This window comes from Exiguobacterium sp. NPDC077395 (assembly GCF_050269125.1).
GTDB classification, from domain to species: domain Bacteria; phylum Bacillota; class Bacilli; order Exiguobacteriales; family Exiguobacteriaceae; genus Exiguobacterium; species Exiguobacterium aestuarii_A.
In genome coordinates this window covers 1,768,886-1,787,419 of sequence record NZ_JBNNHU010000001.1, presented here as the reverse complement: position 1 = coordinate 1,787,419, position 18,534 = coordinate 1,768,886, and the positions used below count along the sequence as shown (strand labels likewise).

General features: G+C 51.8%; 19 protein-coding genes. 13 read left to right on the top strand and 6 right to left on the bottom strand.

All coding sequences use genetic code 11. The features are described from left to right. The first annotated feature begins 1 nt into the window (after window position 1). The 4 genes from rpmA (at window position 2) to ACQKD4_RS09165 (ending at window position 3,400) form a co-directional block, all read left to right on the top strand. A complete protein-coding gene (gene rpmA / locus ACQKD4_RS09180; RefSeq protein WP_015881155.1) occupies window positions 2-283 on the top strand; it encodes a 50S ribosomal protein L27 in 282 nt (93 codons plus the stop codon). A 66-nt stretch (window positions 284-349) separates the two neighbouring features. Further along, window positions 350-790: a Spo0B domain-containing protein gene (locus ACQKD4_RS09175; RefSeq protein WP_214819433.1), complete on the top strand. Its 441-nt coding sequence runs from the start codon at window positions 350-352 to the stop codon at window positions 788-790. Then, window positions 791-2,080 carry a GTPase ObgE gene (obgE, locus tag ACQKD4_RS09170; protein ID WP_214875308.1) on the top strand — a complete coding sequence of 430 codons (1,290 nt, stop codon included), beginning with the start codon at window positions 791-793 and terminating at the stop codon, window positions 2,078-2,080. A gap of 42 nt (window positions 2,081-2,122) precedes the next feature. Further along, a complete protein-coding gene (locus ACQKD4_RS09165) occupies window positions 2,123-3,400 on the top strand; it encodes a hemolysin family protein (RefSeq protein ID WP_427373091.1) in 1,278 nt (425 codons plus the stop codon). Window positions 3,401-3,443: 43 nt separating this feature from the next. Here ACQKD4_RS09165 and ACQKD4_RS09160 read toward each other — a convergent pair whose 3' ends face one another. The 4 genes from ACQKD4_RS09160 to ACQKD4_RS09145 all read right to left on the bottom strand — a co-directional run bounded on the left by ACQKD4_RS09160 (window position 3,444) and on the right by ACQKD4_RS09145 (window position 6,670). Next, window positions 3,444-4,217, bottom strand: coding sequence for an NUDIX domain-containing protein (locus tag ACQKD4_RS09160; protein WP_427373090.1), 774 nt, complete (start codon window positions 4,215-4,217; stop codon window positions 3,444-3,446). Between the two features lie 119 nt (window positions 4,218-4,336). Further along, on the bottom strand, window positions 4,337-4,915 hold the full coding sequence (locus ACQKD4_RS09155; RefSeq protein WP_214785267.1) for a DedA family protein: 579 nt from the start codon (window positions 4,913-4,915) through the stop codon (window positions 4,337-4,339). A gap of 107 nt (window positions 4,916-5,022) precedes the next feature. Then, window positions 5,023-5,562, bottom strand: coding sequence for a transcription repressor NadR (locus tag ACQKD4_RS09150; protein ID WP_214695354.1), 540 nt, complete (start codon window positions 5,560-5,562; stop codon window positions 5,023-5,025). Continuing rightward, complete coding sequence (locus ACQKD4_RS09145) at window positions 5,540-6,670, bottom strand: cysteine desulfurase family protein (protein ID WP_427373089.1); 1,131 nt, start codon at window positions 6,668-6,670, stop codon at window positions 5,540-5,542. The genes ACQKD4_RS09150 and ACQKD4_RS09145 overlap by 23 nt, the downstream gene beginning before the upstream one ends. Before the next feature lie 95 nt (window positions 6,671-6,765). On the opposite strand from ACQKD4_RS09145, the gene ACQKD4_RS09140 reads away from it, so the two are divergent. The 8 genes from ACQKD4_RS09140 to yajC all read left to right on the top strand — a co-directional run bounded on the left by ACQKD4_RS09140 (window position 6,766) and on the right by yajC (window position 14,323). After that, window positions 6,766-8,199: an L-aspartate oxidase gene (locus tag ACQKD4_RS09140; protein WP_427373088.1), complete on the top strand. Its 1,434-nt coding sequence runs from the start codon at window positions 6,766-6,768 to the stop codon at window positions 8,197-8,199. After that, complete coding sequence (gene nadC, locus ACQKD4_RS09135; RefSeq protein WP_427373087.1) at window positions 8,153-9,022, top strand: carboxylating nicotinate-nucleotide diphosphorylase; 870 nt, start codon at window positions 8,153-8,155, stop codon at window positions 9,020-9,022. Before ACQKD4_RS09140 ends, nadC begins: the two co-directional genes overlap by 47 nt. Beyond that, the gene (gene nadA / locus ACQKD4_RS09130; protein WP_427373086.1) at window positions 8,985-10,064 is read left to right on the top strand and encodes a quinolinate synthase NadA; all 1,080 of its coding nucleotides are present in this window, start codon (window positions 8,985-8,987) and stop codon (window positions 10,062-10,064) included. The genes nadC and nadA overlap by 38 nt, the downstream gene beginning before the upstream one ends. 92 nt (window positions 10,065-10,156) lie before the next feature. Next, a complete protein-coding gene (ruvA, locus tag ACQKD4_RS09125; RefSeq protein ID WP_015881166.1) occupies window positions 10,157-10,744 on the top strand; it encodes a Holliday junction branch migration protein RuvA in 588 nt (195 codons plus the stop codon). Between the two features lie 10 nt (window positions 10,745-10,754). After that, window positions 10,755-11,756 carry a Holliday junction branch migration DNA helicase RuvB gene (gene ruvB, locus ACQKD4_RS09120; protein ID WP_214695364.1) on the top strand — a complete coding sequence of 334 codons (1,002 nt, stop codon included), beginning with the start codon at window positions 10,755-10,757 and terminating at the stop codon, window positions 11,754-11,756. Between the two features lie 18 nt (window positions 11,757-11,774). After that, window positions 11,775-12,818 (top strand): tRNA preQ1(34) S-adenosylmethionine ribosyltransferase-isomerase QueA, encoded by a 1,044-nt coding sequence (queA, locus tag ACQKD4_RS09115; RefSeq protein ID WP_143406650.1) that lies wholly within the window; start codon window positions 11,775-11,777, stop codon window positions 12,816-12,818. Further along, window positions 12,815-13,960 carry a tRNA guanosine(34) transglycosylase Tgt gene (tgt, locus tag ACQKD4_RS09110; RefSeq protein ID WP_015881169.1) on the top strand — a complete coding sequence of 382 codons (1,146 nt, stop codon included), beginning with the start codon at window positions 12,815-12,817 and terminating at the stop codon, window positions 13,958-13,960. Before queA ends, tgt begins: the two co-directional genes overlap by 4 nt. Window positions 13,961-14,044: 84 nt before the next feature. Next, entirely contained in the window at window positions 14,045-14,323 is a 279-nt protein-coding gene (gene yajC / locus ACQKD4_RS09105) for a preprotein translocase subunit YajC (protein ID WP_031421435.1), read from the top strand. A gap of 19 nt (window positions 14,324-14,342) precedes the next feature. Here yajC and ACQKD4_RS09100 read toward each other — a convergent pair whose 3' ends face one another. After that, window positions 14,343-15,500 carry an NAD(P)-binding domain-containing protein gene (locus tag ACQKD4_RS09100; RefSeq protein ID WP_427373085.1) on the bottom strand — a complete coding sequence of 386 codons (1,158 nt, stop codon included), beginning with the start codon at window positions 15,498-15,500 and terminating at the stop codon, window positions 14,343-14,345. 180 nt (window positions 15,501-15,680) lie between these two features. On the opposite strand from ACQKD4_RS09100, the gene ACQKD4_RS09095 reads away from it, so the two are divergent. Then, the gene (locus ACQKD4_RS09095; RefSeq protein ID WP_427373084.1) at window positions 15,681-17,453 is read left to right on the top strand and encodes a methyl-accepting chemotaxis protein; all 1,773 of its coding nucleotides are present in this window, start codon (window positions 15,681-15,683) and stop codon (window positions 17,451-17,453) included. Between the two features lie 35 nt (window positions 17,454-17,488). On the opposite strand, the gene zupT is transcribed toward ACQKD4_RS09095, so the two are convergent. After that, on the bottom strand, window positions 17,489-18,349 hold the full coding sequence (gene zupT / locus ACQKD4_RS09090; RefSeq protein ID WP_427373083.1) for a zinc transporter ZupT: 861 nt from the start codon (window positions 18,347-18,349) through the stop codon (window positions 17,489-17,491). Window positions 18,350-18,534: the final 185 nt, after the last annotated feature.

The following is an 18,534-nucleotide window of genomic DNA, read 5'->3' as shown; positions in this document are numbered from 1 at the left end:
CATGTTACAATTGAACCTTCAGTTCTTCGCTTCGAAAAAGGGAGTTGGTTCGACTAAAAACGGTCGTGACTCAATTTCGAAACGTCTCGGTGCAAAACGCGCTGACGGACAAACAGTTTCAGCTGGATCAATCCTTTACCGCCAACGCGGTACAAAGATTCACCCAGGTGAAAACGTTGGCCGTGGTGGCGACGACACTTTGTTTGCGAAAGTTGACGGCGTAGTACGCTATGAGCGTCTTGGTCGCGACAAGAAACAAGTGAGCGTTTACCCAGTCGCGTAAGTTGAACGACGCAGAAGACTCTAGCCACTTTTTTGGTTAGAGTCTTTTTTTCTAGGAGAGGATCAAATGGATTCAGAACAGACACTCGAGCTTTTATCGACCGTCCGTCACGAATGGATGAATCGGCTTCAATTGATCTCGCTCTATGCGGCACTCGATCCGACTAAGCTCGAGGAACTTTACGAACGCTATCGGAAACAGGCCGACGAGGAGAGTGCGCTCGTTCGTTTGAACGTGCCACAGACAAGCCTTGTCGTGATTCAAGCGAATTGGGAAGGACGGATGACGTATACGATTTCGACCGACCAACTCGCCATCGATGATGCGCGAGTGGCAGAGATGCTTGTCCGCTTGTTGAAAGACACGGACGGGCCGATTCATGTGACGTTCACGGACGGACTGATGGTTCGCGTCACGGGAAATGTCCCGGAAGACGTGTTCACGTCAGCCGATGTGTACGAACAGAATGTAGAGATGACTACGTTTCACATAAAGGAGGGGAAATAAATGTTTGTCGATCAGGTTAATATTTTTGTAAAAGCTGGAGACGGCGGAAAAGGGATGGTTGCCTTCCGTCGCGAAAAGTATGTCCCAGATGGTGGACCTGCAGGTGGTGACGGTGGTCACGGTGGAGACGTCGTCTTCGAAGTAGAAGAAGGATTGCGCACACTCGTTGATTTCCGTTATTCGAAGAAGTTTATCGCCCATGATGGCGAAAAAGGAATGTCAAAAGGGATGCACGGACGTAAAGCGAAGCCGCTCATCGTCAAAGTCCCACCTGGCACAATCGTATTCGACGCAGAGACGGATACAGTCATCGCCGACTTGACGGAGCACGGACAACAAGCGACGATCGCTAAAGGTGGACGTGGTGGACGTGGGAACTGTCGTTTCGCGACACCAGCCAACCCGGCTCCAGAAATCGCGGAGAACGGTGAACCAGGTCAAGAGCGCGAATTGCGTCTTGAATTGAAACTCCTCGCAGACGTCGGACTCGTCGGTTTCCCGTCTGTCGGGAAATCAACATTGCTGTCGGTCGTTTCTTCGGCACGTCCGAAAATCGGGGCGTACCACTTCACGACGATCACACCGAACCTCGGTGTCGTCAAGACAGCGGACGACCGTAGCTTCGTCATGGCCGACCTTCCAGGTTTGATTGAAGGGGCTAGCCAAGGCGTCGGTCTCGGTCACCAATTCCTTCGTCATATCGAACGGACGAAAGTCATCGTTCACATGATTGATATGAGTGGAATGGAAGGACGCGACCCGTTCGAAGACTACACGACGATCAACCGTGAACTTGAGTCGTACAACCTACGACTTCTCGAACGTCCACAAGTCGTCGTGGCGAACAAAATGGATATGCCGGACGCAGAGGAACATCTTGAAGAGTTCAAGAAGAAAGTAGGAGACGATGTCAAAGTCTTCCCAATCTCTGCCCTCGCACAAGATGGTCTTCGTAACTTGTTGATCGAAGTGGCGAACTTTGTCGATACGACACCTGAATTCCCACTCGATGAGCTTGAAGAGAAGACAGCGACGCCTCGTGTCGTGTATCGTTATGAGAAGGAAGAGAAGGGCTATCAGATCCACATCGATGAATACGAGCGCTTCGTCATCACGGGCCCTCGTATCGAGAAGCTCTTCAAGATGACGAACTTCGACCATGATGAGTCAATCAAACGATTCGCTCGTCAAATGCGTCAGATGGGCGTCGATGATGATCTTCGTAAGCTCGGTGCCGAAGACGGCAGCGTCGTTGCGATTCTCGACTTTGAATTCGAGTTCGTGGAGTAAGAAAAAATTATTTGTTAAGAAGAAACGGAGTGTGAAGCTAACGTGGACCCTGTGCCCTCGTCAAGTTTAATTCTATATGTAGTTCTCATCATGTTGTCAGCGTTTTTCTCATCAGCAGAAACGGCGCTTTCAAGTGTAAACCGTGTTCGGATGATTCGGATGTCAGAAGACGGCGATAAAGCCGCCAAACGCGTCCTTAGTCTCGTCGACCGCTTTGACGATACGCTCTCGACGATCCTCGTCGGGAACAACATCGTCAACATCGGTTCGGCGACGGTATCGACCGCCATCGCCACATCGATTTTCAGTGGCGGTACGGGTCTTCTCGTGTCGACGTTCGCGACGACGGTCATCATTTTGATCTTTGGTGAGATTTTACCGAAGTCGCTCGCTAAAGAGTTTGCGGAGAAGTATTCGCTTCTCATAAGCGGGATTCTCGTCTTCCTCGTCAAGATCCTCAAACCGGTGACGATGATCTTCACTGGTTTGAAGAAGTTGACGCTTCGGATGATCGGCATGAAAGCCAAGGAACCGTCAGTCACGGAAGAAGAGTTGAAAGTGCTCGTCGATATGGGGGAAGAGGAAGGTGTGCTTGGTGAGACAGAAGCTGAGCTCGTCCATAGCGCCTTCGCTTTCAACGATATTACCGTCGATGACGTCTTGACGCCGCGAATCGATATTTTGGCAGTCGACATCGATGATTCGCTCGATGAAATCAAAGACACGATTTTCAGTGGTGGACATTCGCGTTTGCCGGTCTACAAAGACTCGATTGACAACGTCATCGGTGTCTTGTCAGAACGTGACTTCTTACGTTCGATGATGAAGGATGAAGTGACGGATGTCCGTTCGCTCATCCGACCGCTCACGTACGTGTCACCACAGACGAAATTGATTGAACTACTTCCGATTCTCCAACAGAAACAATCTCACATGGCTGTCGTCCTCGATGAATTCGGGGGCACGGCGGGTCTCATCACGTTAGAAGACATGCTTGAAGAACTCGTCGGCGACATCTGGGATGAGCACGACGAATCCGTCGTCTATCTCCGACGTCTCCGTGAAGGGGTCTACGAATGTATGGCTGACATGAACGTCGATGAATTCGCCGAAGAGATGGGGATTGCGGAACCAGACGTCGATTCCAACACGATGGGCGGTTGGTTCGTTGAATTACTCGGCGACATTCCGGAGAAAGGTGCACAAGTCACGTATCAAGACATGACGTTCACCGTTCTCCACGTGGAAAAACGCCGTGTCCGGAAACTGTTAGTGGAGACTGGACAATCACAGCAAGAAGATCTACAAGAAGAAGCATAAAGAAAAGGGATGATTCGCGCGTAGCGGATCATCCCTTTTTGCGTTACACCGATTGGCGCTCGATGCGCTCAATCAATTCGTATGGACGTACTTTGTAGATGGCGTATGGCATATATACAGGGTCGATCGCATCGAGGAAGCGCATCTGGAAGTGCTCCCGTTTGATATAGTCACCGACGTTACGCGAGTCGACATTGTAGAATCCGACTTCCTGTGTTTCCCCAGCTTGTGGTCTGAGGTCCCCGGATACATATTTTGCACGGAACGTGACGCAGAGGACGCGGGACGACACGTTTTGATAAATTCCCGTGATGCCTTCGACCTCGATTTTCACGCCTGTCTCTTCGTCCACTTCACGGTGGATGGCGTCGACGAGCGACTCGTGCTCTTCCACCTGTCCGCCCGGCATCTCGAAGGAATCGTTTCGGTGCATGTTTTTGACGAGGAGGACCTCACCTGCTTCATTCGTGATATACGCTGTCACACATACGATCGCACGCGGCGGTGTATAGTGACCGGTCGGCATCATGAACTCTTCGCTCGACTTGATATACAGGTCTTTTCCGAGGCGGGCTCGCTGCTTCATGGCGTCCCGTCGTAACGTGCTACCGCGGTAATCCCGCTCGACTTGTTCATAGTGTTCACGGTCCCGGTATTCCCATAGTGCCATGACCTCCGACTTGTCTTCGGTCACCCAGCGTCCGACGAGTCGGGCGCCATGGGACGCTTGAATCGGATAGATGTATGTATGGAAGAAGTCGGTGAATTCTTGCAGGCGTTCAGGTCGAATCGTATACGTTTTACGGCGATGGAACATGGTGATTCCTCCTTTTTCGTTGTGCGGTGTCCTGTTTGTGTAACCGCGATTCGCTTACATGGTTCTTATTCGACAGATGATAGCGTTTCCCTTTCCGACAAAAAAAGAATCAGCGTTCGTTACGCTGATTCTTTCACATGTTTTGGTTGCTGACGAAGATGACGGACGACGAGAAAAATTCCGATGGCTAGCGCCAGGAAGGGCAGGATGTCGTCCATGAAGTGGCCGATCATCCGCCAGTTGTTGCCGAGCATCATCCCGACATGAATGAAGATGAATGACCAGACGGCAAAAATGACGGTCGTCACCGACAAGAACTTTCGGAACGACAGGCGCATCACGCCGGCACTGACCGCGAACAGCTGGCGCCAGAACAGGCTGAGACAGACGATCCATGCCCCGTACTTCTCAAACCAGCGTTCGGCCCGCAGTTGCTTGTCTTGCCGAATCCGGAAGTAACGATACAGCTTCAAGGCGACGGGACGCCCACCATATCGACCGATCCAGTACAGACCGATCTGACTGAGCGTGAAGGAAACCCACGCCAGTAGGAACATCAGGAAGAAAGACGCGTCATGCGAATCGACGAGAAAGCCACCATATGCGAGAACGAGTTCGTTCGGGATGAATTGGATGAAGATGCCGAGAGGAATGCTGAAGACACCACATACGGCGAGCATGTGCTCGAGGACGTTCATGACGAGTCCTCCTTTCAAGGTGATTGTAGGAAACTTGTTCCATCCATCAGTATAACGGACATGTCTGAAAAGAAAAAGAAGAGATGTCACATATTCGTGACATCTCTTCAATCTAATTCGGATACGAGAATACCGAGCCGGTCAAGCTCTTTCACCGCGGCATCAATCGCTTCCTGATGATCGGCTTCAAGTGTATGGACATGTAATCCTCCGGTCAATTGCGAGAGCGGTGAGGCCCCGTGCGCCTTGACACGTTCGAGGAAGGCGCGGACGTCACGTCGACTCTTCACCATGAGCTGTCCCGTGATGGATCCGTAAACAGGGTGGTCGATGATGACGTCTTTGATGGTGACCCCTTCATCGACGATGGCGTTCATCTCTGCCTCCATCTCCTCTGCCGTATGGCGACAAGCTACTTTTTTTGAATAGGTAGACGGAGTGAAGTCGCCGTGCAAATAAACGTAACCGCGCGCGGTGGCGACGATTTGGTGACCTTTCGCTTTTAAGAGCGACAAGTCTTGGACGATGACCTGACGACTGACGGATACGTGCCTTGCCAGTTCAGATCCAGTGATCGGTTCATTGCTCGATTCGATCAGTTGAAGTAAAGTGCGACGGCGTTCTTCACCGGCTAAACGTTTGTTCATGATGTTCGACTCTCCTTGCTAAAGTGACGATGGCATCGGCGAGGGCCGATGTGTCTTCGACGGTCGTTTGCGCGCCGAAGGAAATGCGGACGAGTCCGTGGCAGGCGCTCGTCTCATATCCGAGTGCTTCGAGCATGCGGTTCGGTCCGTTCTGACCGGCGCGACATGCTGACCCGGCGGATACTTGGAACCCGAGATCGTCGAGCTCGGTCATCCACCATTGTCCGTCGCGTTGATGGGATACGAAGGAAAAGATAGCGGGACTTTGTTCGTCAAACTCGAGCCAATGGACATACGCTGACGTCTTCTCTTTCAAGATAGCACGAAACGCCATGAAATTTCTCTGAAAACGTGTCAGTTGATCCTGACGTTCCCCGAGCGCTTTGACGAAGGCGCTGATTCCTGGAACGTCGATCGTACCCGGACGAATCCCGTATTGGTGATGACCCGGATAGTAAGGTGGGGGAATCAAGCGTTCCATATAGAGGGCACCGATCCCTTTTGGTCCACCGACCTTATGGGCGCTGAACGAGTAGGCGTCGATTCCTTCCACAGAAATCGGGATTTTCCCCAGTGCCTGTACGCCGTCCACGTGAAAGAGAATCTTTTTATATTTTAGGAGACATTGGATGTGATGGAGCGGCAACACCCATCCTGTGTCGGAATTGACGTGTTGGAGCGTGACGAGTCCGATATCACGGTCGAGTAAGTGTGTGAACGTCTCTAAATCAAACTTTCCGTCTTTCAGTTTCAAGCGATGAACGATGATCCCTTCGCGTTCCCATTCTTCAAGCAAAAGGGCGACCGAATCATGTTCATGCCAGGACGTGATGACCTCTTTCCCTTTCATGCGCTTCCGTAAGCTCGTCAGTGCGATGTAGTTACTTTCAGAACCACTTCCAGTAAACAATAACTTCCCACGTAAGACGTCGTGTCCGAGTGCTTGTTTAAGTAGTCGCCGTGCCTCTGTTAAGTAATCTTCAGCCATATATCCGTGCGCATGGAGTGATGATGGGTTCCCATAAACGTTTTTGGCCATAGCCACGTAATGGTCTAATGCTGCGTGTGTCATAGGATGTGTAGCGGCGTAGTCGAAGTAGCGGTTCATCATGGACTCCCCTTTTCTCATGTTGTCTTCTACACAAAATTATGCGAAACTAGTTTACAAGTCAACATTACATATGAAAAACAGGTGATATACAGGTGTCTTTACAGATAGAGAAAACCGACATTTTGATTATTGGAACAGGACTTGCCGCCGTCGCGACGGCGTTACATGTGCCATCCTCATTGTCTGTCCTCCTCGTTTCCAAAGGGGAGGCGACGTCGACGAACTCCGATTTGGCACAAGGAGGGATTGCGAGCTCGTATCTCGAGGAGACGAGTGAGGCACATAAAGAAGACACGATGCTTGCTTCGAATCAGACATCGTGCTCAGAACGCGTCGACATTCTCGTGGAAGAAGGGCGTCGAGCGATTGAAGAGATGGAACGGTTCGGTGTCCGCTTCGATCGTGACGAGGACGGGTATGCCCTCGGGCGGGAAGGAGCTCATCGGTTGCATCGCATCTTTCATGCCGGAGGCGACGAGACCGGTCGACATGTCATGCGGCACTTGCGTCAGTCTTTACCGGACAACGTGAACATACTCGAACACGTCCTCGTACATGACCTTGTGATGAAGGAAGGGCGAGTCGTCGGTGCGATGGCGTTTCAGAAAGAAAAATGGCTACACATCGAGGCAGGTGCCGTTGTTCTCGCGACCGGCGGAATCGGTGGACTTGTCGATTGGACCTCGAACGCGCAGACGGTGACCGGTGACGGTCTCGTGTTGGCAAATCGATGCGGGGCCAAGTTAACGAACTTACAGCGAATCCAATTTCACCCGACCTTGTTGGCCACAGAGGAACCTCATCTCGTCACCGAGGCGCTCCGTGGTGCCGGTGCGAAGCTCGTCGATCCATACGGAAACGATGTGATGGCGCATCACCCGCTTGGGAGTCTCGCCCCTCGAGACGTGGTGGCCCGTGTCCTGACAGACCGAGTTGGACCCATCTTTCTTGATACGATTGGTGTGACACGACTACGTGAACGGTTCCCGAAACTCGCATCGACGTGTGACAAGTTAGGCATCGACCTTCGCCAAATCCCCGTTCGCCCAGGTCTCCATTTTCATATGGGCGGAATCGAAGTGGATGACGCGGGTAGAACGGACGTCGACGGATTGTATGCCGTCGGAGAAGTGGCGGAAGCAGGTGTACACGGGACGAATCGACTGGCCTCAAATTCACTCTTGGAATGCTGGGTGTTCGGAAAACGTGTCGCCGAGGCGATTCAAGTGAAGGGCAGAGGCTTTGCGACGAGCGATGTTATGGCGTATGACATCTCACCTGACACGTTCCGTGCGCTCCGTCATCAAATCGGCAAGTGGTTGACGATTTCACCGAATCACGACGAAATAAAATGTTTCTTACAAAATACCCAAACGTTGACCATGACGAAACACGTGACAAGACAATTAAGTGAACAAACTTTACAACTCGATGCGGCGCGTCTCATCGCGCAAAGCATCCTCGAAATGGAGAGGTACGATGAACACGATTTATCTACGCGAACAGCTACGACAGTTTCTGATTGAGGATATCGGATATGGCGATCTATCCAGTGAACTGATTGATGAACAGGACGAGTCAGTCGCGACCATCATTGCAAAAGAGGAAGGCGTCTTCTGCGGGAAGCCAATCGTCCAAGAACTTGCTAGAATGCAACAACTCGAATTGGTGGATTGCCAAGATGACGGGAGTCGGATTGCCCCTGGCGATGAACTGATCGTCTTGAAAGGAAAGACTCGTGTCCTGTTAGAGACGGAACGCGTGCTGTTAAATGTGATTCAACGAGTGAGCGGGATTGCGACAATGACACGTCAATGTGTCGATGTGCTCGACGATGACTCGATTCACGTCACAGATACGCGGAAAACGACACCGGGACTCCGCATGCTTGAGAAGTATGCCGTTCGTGTCGGTGGCGGTTACAACCATCGACTCCGCCTCGACGGTGCCGTCATGATCAAAGACAACCATATCGTCGCACTCGGCGGTGTGACAGAAGCCATTCACGCCGCCCGTTCGAGAGTCGGTCATACGACCCCGATTGAGGTCGAGGTCGAATCGTTCGCCCAGCTCTTAGAAGCCGTTCAAGCGAATTCGGATATTGTGATGCTCGATAATCGGACACCGGATGAACTGCGAGAATGGGTCCAGCATATTCCTGACCATATCACAATCGAAGTGTCTGGCGGCATCACGCTCGACACGATTGGGGACTACCGGGGGATTCGCATCGATGTCATCTCACTCGGTCAGTTGACCCATTCCGTACGGGCGCTCGACTGCAGTATGAACTTACAAGGAGGAATGAAACATGCAACTACTCGGAACACTCCCACCGACGTACGCTAATCTGTCAGTGGAGGAAATGAAGACACGGATTCAGGCGGTCAAGGACCGGCTCGGGACACGTCTCTTCTTACCGGCGCATCACTATCAAAAAGACGAGGTCGTCCAATTCGCGGACGCGACAGGGGATTCGCTCCAGCTCGCGCGCCTCGCGGAACAGATGAGCGAAGCGGAATTCATCGTCTTCTGTGGCGTGCATTTCATGGCGGAGACAGCAGACATGTTGACACGCGACGACCAGATTGTCGTCTTGCCTGATATGCGTGCCGGCTGCTCCATGGCAGACATGGCCGATATCGACCAGACGGAGATCGCGTGGGAAGAATTGACGGAGCAGTTCGGGGAAAGCATCATCCCGATTACATACGTCAATTCGACGGCGGCCATCAAAGCGTTCGTCGGACGTCATGGTGGGGCGACCGTCACATCGTCAAACGCACATGAAATCGTTCGCTGGGCACTAGAGGCAGGAGAGCGGATCTTGTTCCTCCCCGACCAACACCTCGGACGGAACACGGCATATGACCTTGGCATCCCGCTCGAGGCGATGGCCATCTGGGACCCGCTCCGTGAAGAACTAGTGGCAGAAGGAGACCTCGAACAGATTCGGGTCATTCTTTGGAAAGGGCATTGTTCTGTTCATGAGAAGTTCACCGTCTCGCAAATTCAAGCGTTCCGTGAGCGCGAACCGGATCGTCGCATCATCGTTCATCCGGAATGTACATTTGAAGTCGTGCAGGCAGCCGATGAGGCCGGATCGACGTCGTATATCATCGACAAGATTGATGCGAGCGAACCCGGGACAAAATGGGCGGTCGGGACGGAGATGAACCTCGTGAACCGATTGGCGGCGACGTATCCGCATCTCGATATCGTCTCGTTGAACCCGTTCATGTGTCCGTGTCTGACGATGAACCGAATCGACTTGCAACATCTCCTCTGGGCGCTCGAGTCGCTCGAGACGGACCCTGTGAACATCATTCGCGTCGATGCTGAGACGACAGAGTGGTCGAAACGTGCACTTGAACGTATGCTCGCACGGTAATCGCTTAGGACAGGCAAACGCCTGTCCTTTTTTCATATCGCTCGTTATGGTACAATAAATGCAGTTTTTCCGACCGAAAAGGAGATTACACCGTGATTGAATTCGTAAAAGGACCCGTCGCCTATGTGTGTGCGGAATATATAACGTTAGATGTCTCGGGCGTCGGCTACAAAGTACATGTGCCTAACCCGTTTTTTTATCGTGAACAAGACGAACATGTAATCGTGTTTACGCATCATTACGTCCGTGAAGATCAACAGACGCTGTACGGTTTCCGGTCACGCCGGGAACGGGAGCTCTTCAATAAACTCCTTAGCGTGAGCGGCATCGGACCGAAAGGGGCACTCGCCATCGTCGCCTCTGGAGATATCGACGCGTTGATCGATGCGATTGAAACCGAGAATGAGAAGTATTTGACGAAGTTCCCGGGAGTCGGGAAGAAGACGGCCAAACAGATGGCACTCGACTTGAAAGGGAAGTTATCCGAACTTGCACCGGATTATGTGCCGAACGAAGGATTGTTCGCACAAGGTGCATCAGAACTTGACGAGGCGTGTGAGGCGCTGGTCGCCCTCGGATATTCTGAACGAGAGATCGCGAAAGTCCGCAAAGCATTGAGCGGGGAGATCTTGACGACCGACGCGTACATAAAACGCGCGCTACAGCTGTTATTGAAATAAGGAGGAAGCTATGGACGAACGATTGTTGTCACAATCTCATCAGCAATATGAAGACTCTGAAGAGTGGAGCTTACGTCCGCAGCGCTTCGAGCAATATATCGGGCAGGAAAAGGCGAAAGGCAATTTGTCGGTCTTCATCCAGGCCGCCAAACTTCGCAGTGAGACGCTCGACCACGTCCTATTGTATGGACCGCCGGGACTCGGGAAGACGACGCTCGCGCAAATCATCGCCAACGAGATGGGCGTCGGCATCAAGACGACCGCCGGACCGGCGATTGAACGACCGGGTGACCTGGCAGCAATCCTCTCGACACTTGAGCCGGGTGACGTCTTATTTATCGATGAGATTCACCGGTTGAGTCGGACGATTGAAGAGATTCTCTATCCAGCGATGGAAGACTACTGTCTCGATATCGTCTACGGACAAGGCGAGATGGCGCGAAGCGTACGGATTGATTTGCCGCCGTTCACGCTCGTCGGGGCGACGACGCGGGCCGGGATGTTATCGGCGCCGCTTCGGGACCGTTTCGGGGTCACATTGAAACTTGAATACTATGAGCCACACGAACTCGCGGCCATCGTCAGTCGGACGGCCCAGCTGTTCCGCCTTTCGATCTCACCTGAGGCGAGTGGCGCGATTGCAAAGCGCTCGCGAGGGACACCGCGAATCGCCAATCGTCTCTTGCGTCGAGTCCGTGACTTCGCTCAGGTAGCCGGCACGAAAGAAATCGATCCAGTGCTCGCATCCGATGCGCTCGACCGTCTACACGTCGATGCGCTCGGACTCGATGAAGTCGACCACCGATTGCTTCGGGCCATGGTGGAGCGATTTGGAGGTGGACCGGTCGGACTCGAGACGCTCGCCGCAACGATCGGTGAGGATGCTCAGACGATCGAGGACGTCTATGAGCCATATTTATTACAACAAGGGTTCTTGCAGCGGACGCCGCGTGGACGGATGATCACACAGTTTGCCAAGTCGCATTTTGGTTATGAAGAGGAAGAGGAGTAAGGTATGCAAGACATTCAATTGAACGTAAACGATTATGATTTTGAATTGCCAGAAGAGTTGATTGCCCAGGTCCCGTTGCTTGATCGGACGAGCTCGCGTCTGCTCGTATTGGACCGCGAGACAGGAGACATCGAGCATCGTCATTTCCGTGACGTGCTCGACTACTTGAACGAGGGAGATGCGCTCGTCGTCAACGATTCGCGCGTCTTACCGGCTCGTCTCTTCGGAGCGAAACAAGAGACAGGCGGGAAAGTGGAGTTGCTCTTATTGAAACAGACGGAAGACGACGTATGGGAAGCGCTCGTCAAACCGGCGAAAAAAGTCCGCGTTGGTTCCATCGTCGAATTTGGTGACGGACTTCTTCGCGCGGAATGCGTCGAGGAACTCCCGGAAGGCGGACGTCGCTTCAAGTTCGACTACGACGGTATCTTCTACGAGATTTTAGACGAACTCGGAACGATGCCACTCCCACCGTACATCCGTGAACAACTCGATGACCAAGATCGTTATCAGACGGTCTATGCGCGCGAACGTGGCAGTGCAGCCGCTCCGACAGCAGGTCTCCATTTCACAGAAGAACTGCTCGAGGCAGCGAAGGCGAAAGGGGTTCGGTTGATCCCACTCACGCTTCACGTCGGTCTCGGTACGTTCCGTCCGGTGACGGCTGATTCGATTGAAGAACATACGATGCATAGCGAATATTTCGAGTTGTCAGCTCAATCGGCTGAAGCGCTCCGAGATGTCCGGTCGAGTGGCGGCCGCATCTTTGCGGTCGGTACGACATCGACACGCACGCTCGAAACGATCATGCGAGACCATGGGGACTTCGTCGAGTCATCGGGCTGGACGGATATCTTTATCTACCCTGGTGTCGAATTGAAAGCAATCGATGGATTGATCACGAACTTCCACTTGCCTAAATCGACACTCGTCATGCTCGTCTCGGCGTTCGCGACGCGCGACATCATCTTACACGCTTATCGGACTGCGGTCGCAGAACGATACCGCTTCTTCAGTTTTGGAGATGCGATGCTCATCACGAGGAAGGAAGTAACAAAATGACAAAACACGCAGTCACATACGAACACATTCACACATGTAAACAGACCGGAGCGCGGCACGGAATCGTCCATACGCCGCACGGGTCGTTCGAGACACCGGTCTTTATGCCGGTCGGGACGCAAGCGAGCGTCAAGACGATGGCACCAGAACAGGTCAAGGCGATGGGTGCGAACATCATCTTGTCGAACACGTACCATCTATGGGTTCGCCCGGGACATGAGGTTATCAAACAAGCTGGCGGGCTTCATAAGTTCATGAACTGGGACGGCGCGATTCTCACGGACTCGGGCGGCTTCCAAGTGTTCTCGCTTGCCGATCTTCGAAACATTCAAGAAGAAGGCGTCCATTTCCGTAACCACTTGAACGGAGACAAGTTGTTCTTGTCACCGGAAAAGGCGATGGAGATTCAAAACGCACTCGGGTCGGATATCATGATGGCATTCGATGAGTGCCCACCTTATCCGGCGACACATGAATACATGAAGAAGTCGGTCGAACGCACGAGCCGCTGGGCAGAACGTTGCCTTGAGGCACACGAGCGTCCAGAAGACCAAGCGCTCTTCGGAATCATTCAAGGTGGGGAATATGAGGACCTTCGTCGTCAAAGTGCACAAGACCTCGTCTCACTCGACTTCCCAGGCTATGCGGTCGGCGGTCTCTCGGTCGGTGAACCGAAAGACGTCATGTATCGTGCCCTCGAGTTCACGACGCCGCTCATGCCGGAAAACAAACCACGTTATTTGATGGGTGTCGGTTCGCCGGACGCATTGATTGAAGGGTCGATTCGTGGAATCGATATGTTCGACTGTGTCCTCCCGACACGGATTGCACGGAACGGGACGCTTATGACATCGAAAGGTCGCGTCACAATCAAGCAAGCGAAGTATAAGACAGACTTCGGCCCGATCGATGAGAAGTGTGATTGCAACACGTGTAAGAACTACTCACGTGCCTATGTCCATCACTTGATTCGTGCGGACGAGATGTTCGGCCTTCACTTATGTACGACACACAACCTTCACTTCCTCGTGAAGTTGATGGAGCAGGTTCGTCAAGCGATTCGCGAAGACCGTTTGCTCGATTTCAAAGAAGAGTTCTTCGAAGAATACGGCTACAACAAGCCGAACGCGAAGAATTTCTAAGCAAACGTGTCGGACATTGTGTGACAATGCTTCAGTTTCACGGTATAATGAACCTGATATTGAAGGAAAGGGTGAATGTTACTCATGGAAACAATCGTTGCGTTATTACCAATGATCTTGATTTTCGTCGTATTTTACTTCTTGTTGATTCGTCCACAGACGAAACGCCAAAAAGAAGTACAAGCGATGCAAAACGCCCTCGAGCGTGGCGACAGCGTTGTCACAATCGGCGGTTTACACGGCGTCGTTCATCAAATCGAAGACACACATGTCGTTTTGAAATGCGATCAATCGCTTCTCCGTTTCAACCGAAGCGCAGTTGCGGAAGTCGTGAAAAAAGCGAATGCCTCATTTGAGGAATAAGCAAGTAAGCGTCTGACCATTACGGTCGGACGCTTTTTTGTGTGGATAGAAGTTGGGGGATAATTCTTCGGGCAGCCTCTTGTCCACCGTAGACAGCTCTCGCGAATGGACCGATAATCAAATCTGCATAGGCACCCGTCAAGTATAGACCAGGCGTCCATTCGAGACGTTCATTCAAGGCAGGTGTGCCACATGGCGTGAGAGGAAGATGGAGTTGGTCGATTAATGGCTGCAAGAAAGTCTCTTTCACAGGGTGCGGTCTAATTCCTGTACAACAGACGACTTCTTGCCCGGCAAGTTTTTCACCGTTCACGAATAACGAATCACTGTCCCGCTCGACTTCTCCGATGAGATGTGTCACGGCATTCGTTTGAATGAGGCGTTTCACTTTCAAGACGAGATCGTTCGGAGCGGAACCCGGCTTTCGTTCACGGGCGATAAATGATCGTTTTGTCGTCCAGTCTTGTTTCAGACGATGGAAGTCAACTAATCCTTTCGGTCCCATGAACTGCCGATCGGCGTCGAATTGACTCACTTCTAGTGGTCGTCTCGTCACGAGTGTCACGTGATGACCTTGATTGACACGCTTCACGACATAATGAAGTGCTGTGATGCCACCGCCGACGACAATCACTTCATCTGATTCGTCCGAAGGATCTTTCATGAAAACGTGTCGGCAACGTTCGTCCGCCCATTCGGGTAACACGACATTTGCGGATTGACCGATTGCGACAATGACTGAGTCCGCGACGATGAGGCGGCGGTCTGTTCGGACGTGATAGTGCGCCCCATCTTTTCGGAGCGTCATCACCCGTTCATTGCCGAGGAATCGCTCCTCGAGGCGATACGCGTCCCATAATGATTCGGCATGGTCGTTGAACAGTTCGAGTGAAGGACGACCGAACGTATCTTTGAAGTGATTGGAGCGATAGGCATAACGAGATGCGAATTGCTTCAAGGCGTGCGGATTCGAAGAAACGTGGTGCACGCGAGTCGAACGAAGGTGTGACATGGAGATGGATGAAGTCTGCTGTTTCCAATTCGCGAGCGGGTCGGTGTGTCGGTCGACAATCAGAACATCTTCCAGTTGCCCGCCTTGTTCCATATATGAGATGGCGAGTGTCATCCCATGGACACCCGCGCCGATAATTAATAAGGATGTGTTCTCAACATTCATGTGAATACCTCTCAAAACGTAATAATTACGATTTAAAGTATACAAACATGACTACTTTTTGTCAAAACGAAATCGAATCATCATTCATCCACCTCATTTCGAAAAATCGATTTGATTCATGAAAACGTTTGCATTAATGTCAAATTGAGAAGAAATTCGAGATGAAGGAGAACGGATGACATGGACGTGAAACGATTGGTACGACCGATGAAGAATTGGAAAGGGTGGACCTGGAAGCGGAGCGATACAAAACAGAGAGGGCGTTCTTCTCTCAGAAGACGAATGTCGATTGCGCTAGTTCCCACAATTATCGCGCTTGTCCTTGTCGGAGCGCTTGGTTCATATCAACTGAGACAATCGACTGCTGCTTACGACCGAGTCCTGAACGAGGGGACACAGGAGATGCTGTTGGCTGAAAATCTGTCGCTTGCGGTGACCGATGCGGAACGCTATTTGAATTACTATATGCTCGTCGCCAATCCGAAAACACTCATCAGTCTGCAAAGTGTCCAGGAGCAGCGTGACGAGTTGATGGCTTCACTGAAAGCATCCTCTTCAGATGAGAAGATTTTATCTTGGTTGGGGGATTTGGAGAAATTTAATGAGTTGTTGGACCGTGAGATGAGTCGCGCCATCGAACTTCGCCAGCAACAAGATGAGATTGGGTATAAAACGGTCCTCAACACGAGTGTGACGCCGACGACGGACCGTGTTCGGATGACGGTGACAGACCTTGTCGAATACAAGGGCGAACTCCTCGCATCCGAGACGAAAGCTGTACAGGCCGAAGCGGAGAGCTCAATCCTCTGGATGCTTGTCATTAGCGTCGTCGGTGTCGTGATCGGTATCCTGTCCTTACTTGCCTTGCAACGCCTCTTCTTAAAACCGATCAACCGACTCGGTCGTCAAGCACGAATCATGGCGGGTGGCGATTTGACGGGTGAAGATATTGAGGTCGCCTCAAACGATGAGCTCGGCGACCTTGTCACGGCTTTCAACGAGATGAAACATAACCTCGTCGGATTGATTCGTCGAGTTGGCGAAGCTTCCGAGAAAGTCACTGCCTACTCTGAAGAACTGTATGCGAGTACGGAACACGTGGCGACAACGACTCAAGGTGTCTCTCGTCTGTTTGAAGACATGAATGTGGCGGCCCAAGGGTCCTCCAAACGAGCGGAAGAAGGGACGATCGGCGTCAATCAAGCGGTTGACGGATTGAACCAGATTGCCGCAGCGTCACAAGGAGTGAACGAACAGACGATTCATACACTTGAAGCGGCAAACGGTGGGCTTGAGACCGTTCAATTAGCAGAGCAGCGAATGCAAGAGATTCGTCGCGCCAATGAGCTCACGCAACAGATGGTGACTCGTCTTTCGAACCAGTCGCTTGAGATTGAGAAGATTACCCGTTCCATCACGGCCATTACGGAACAAACGAACTTGCTAGCGCTCAATGCGGCCATCGAGGCGGCACGTGCGGGTGAACATGGGAAAGGGTTCGCGGTCGTCGCGGCAGAAGTGAGAAAGCTTGCCGAGGAGTCGAAGCAATCTGCCATTCAAATTCAGACCGTCGTCCGTGATATCCAGCGAGACACGGAGCAAGTCGAGACCGCGTTCGAAGAATCGAGCGTACATGTCGAGAGTGGGGTATCACAGATGGGTGAAGTCGCCTCGGCGTTCCGCGAGATTGTATCGGTCATTGAAGAGACGTCGCGTCAGATGAGTGAGATTGCCGCTGCGACAGAAGAAGTCAGTGCCAATACGACAGAAGTTGCCGTTTCGGTCGAGGATATGTCTACGAACGCCGTCTCGACACAACGGAGCGTCGAAGAGGCGGGGGCCAATGTCGAGGAACAACTCGCGGCCATCCAAGAAATCAACAGCATCGCCGAGACGATGAGTCATATGTCGTCTGAATTAAAAGATGTCGTCCATGTATTTAAGACGACATGACAAATGCCCTGACGCTCGCGTCAGGGCATTGCTCGTTACATTAATAAGATAAGACTCGTCGCCATGACAATCATCCCGGCGACCATTCCATACATCGAATGATGGGCATGCCCATATTCACGGGCCGCAGGGAGTAACTCATCGAGCGAGATGAAGACCATGATCCCACCGACTGCCGCGAACAAGAGACCAAATACCGTGTCGCTCAAGAACGGCATGAGGAGTAAAAATCCGATGGCTGCTCCGGCAGGCTCTGCAAGACCGGATAACATCGAAAGTTTGAACGCCTTTTTCCGTGAACCGGTCGCATAATAAATCGGCACAGAGACGGCGATCCCTTCTGGAATGTTATGCAGCGCGATGGCAATGGCAATGGCCACGCCGACGGCTGGGTCATCGAGCGCCGACACAAATGTGGCGAGTCCTTCCGGGAAGTTGTGAATCCCGATGGCGAGTGCCATGAAGACTCCCATTTTCTTTAGGCGACTTTGTGTCTCAGGATGATTGATTGGAGCCACTTCATTTGTTGCTGTCGTTGCCAGCTCTTGTGTTGACGGGTCGTTCTGCATCGATTCAACGAACTTGACCTCGTGCGGGTTCTCCATTTTCGGAATGAACTTATCGATCATGCCAATCAAGAACATTCCACCGAAGAACGCGAGGACGGTATAAATCGTTCCCGTATACTCCCCGTGTGCACCGACGAGCTCGTCAAGCGCCTTTGGGAAAATCTCGATGAACGATACGTAAATCATGACACCGCCTGAAAATCCGAGAGAGATGGATAAGAAAGCCGTGTTCGTCCGTTTCGCAAAGAATGCGATCATACTCCCGATCCCTGTCGCAAGCCCTGCGAACAAGGTGAGGAGAAACGCAAAAATAATTGTGCTGTCCATGTGGAAAGACTCCTTTGATGTTGTGATGTTAGCTACATCATACATGAAGTTTTGCCCTTGCGCAACATTTAGTCTTATACGCAAATTAACGCTACATTTACGTGAATAGACGTTACAATTTTAGGAAAATGATTGATAAATGTTTAGAAAATTTGTAATGTTAACGAGAGAAGTTATATAAAGAA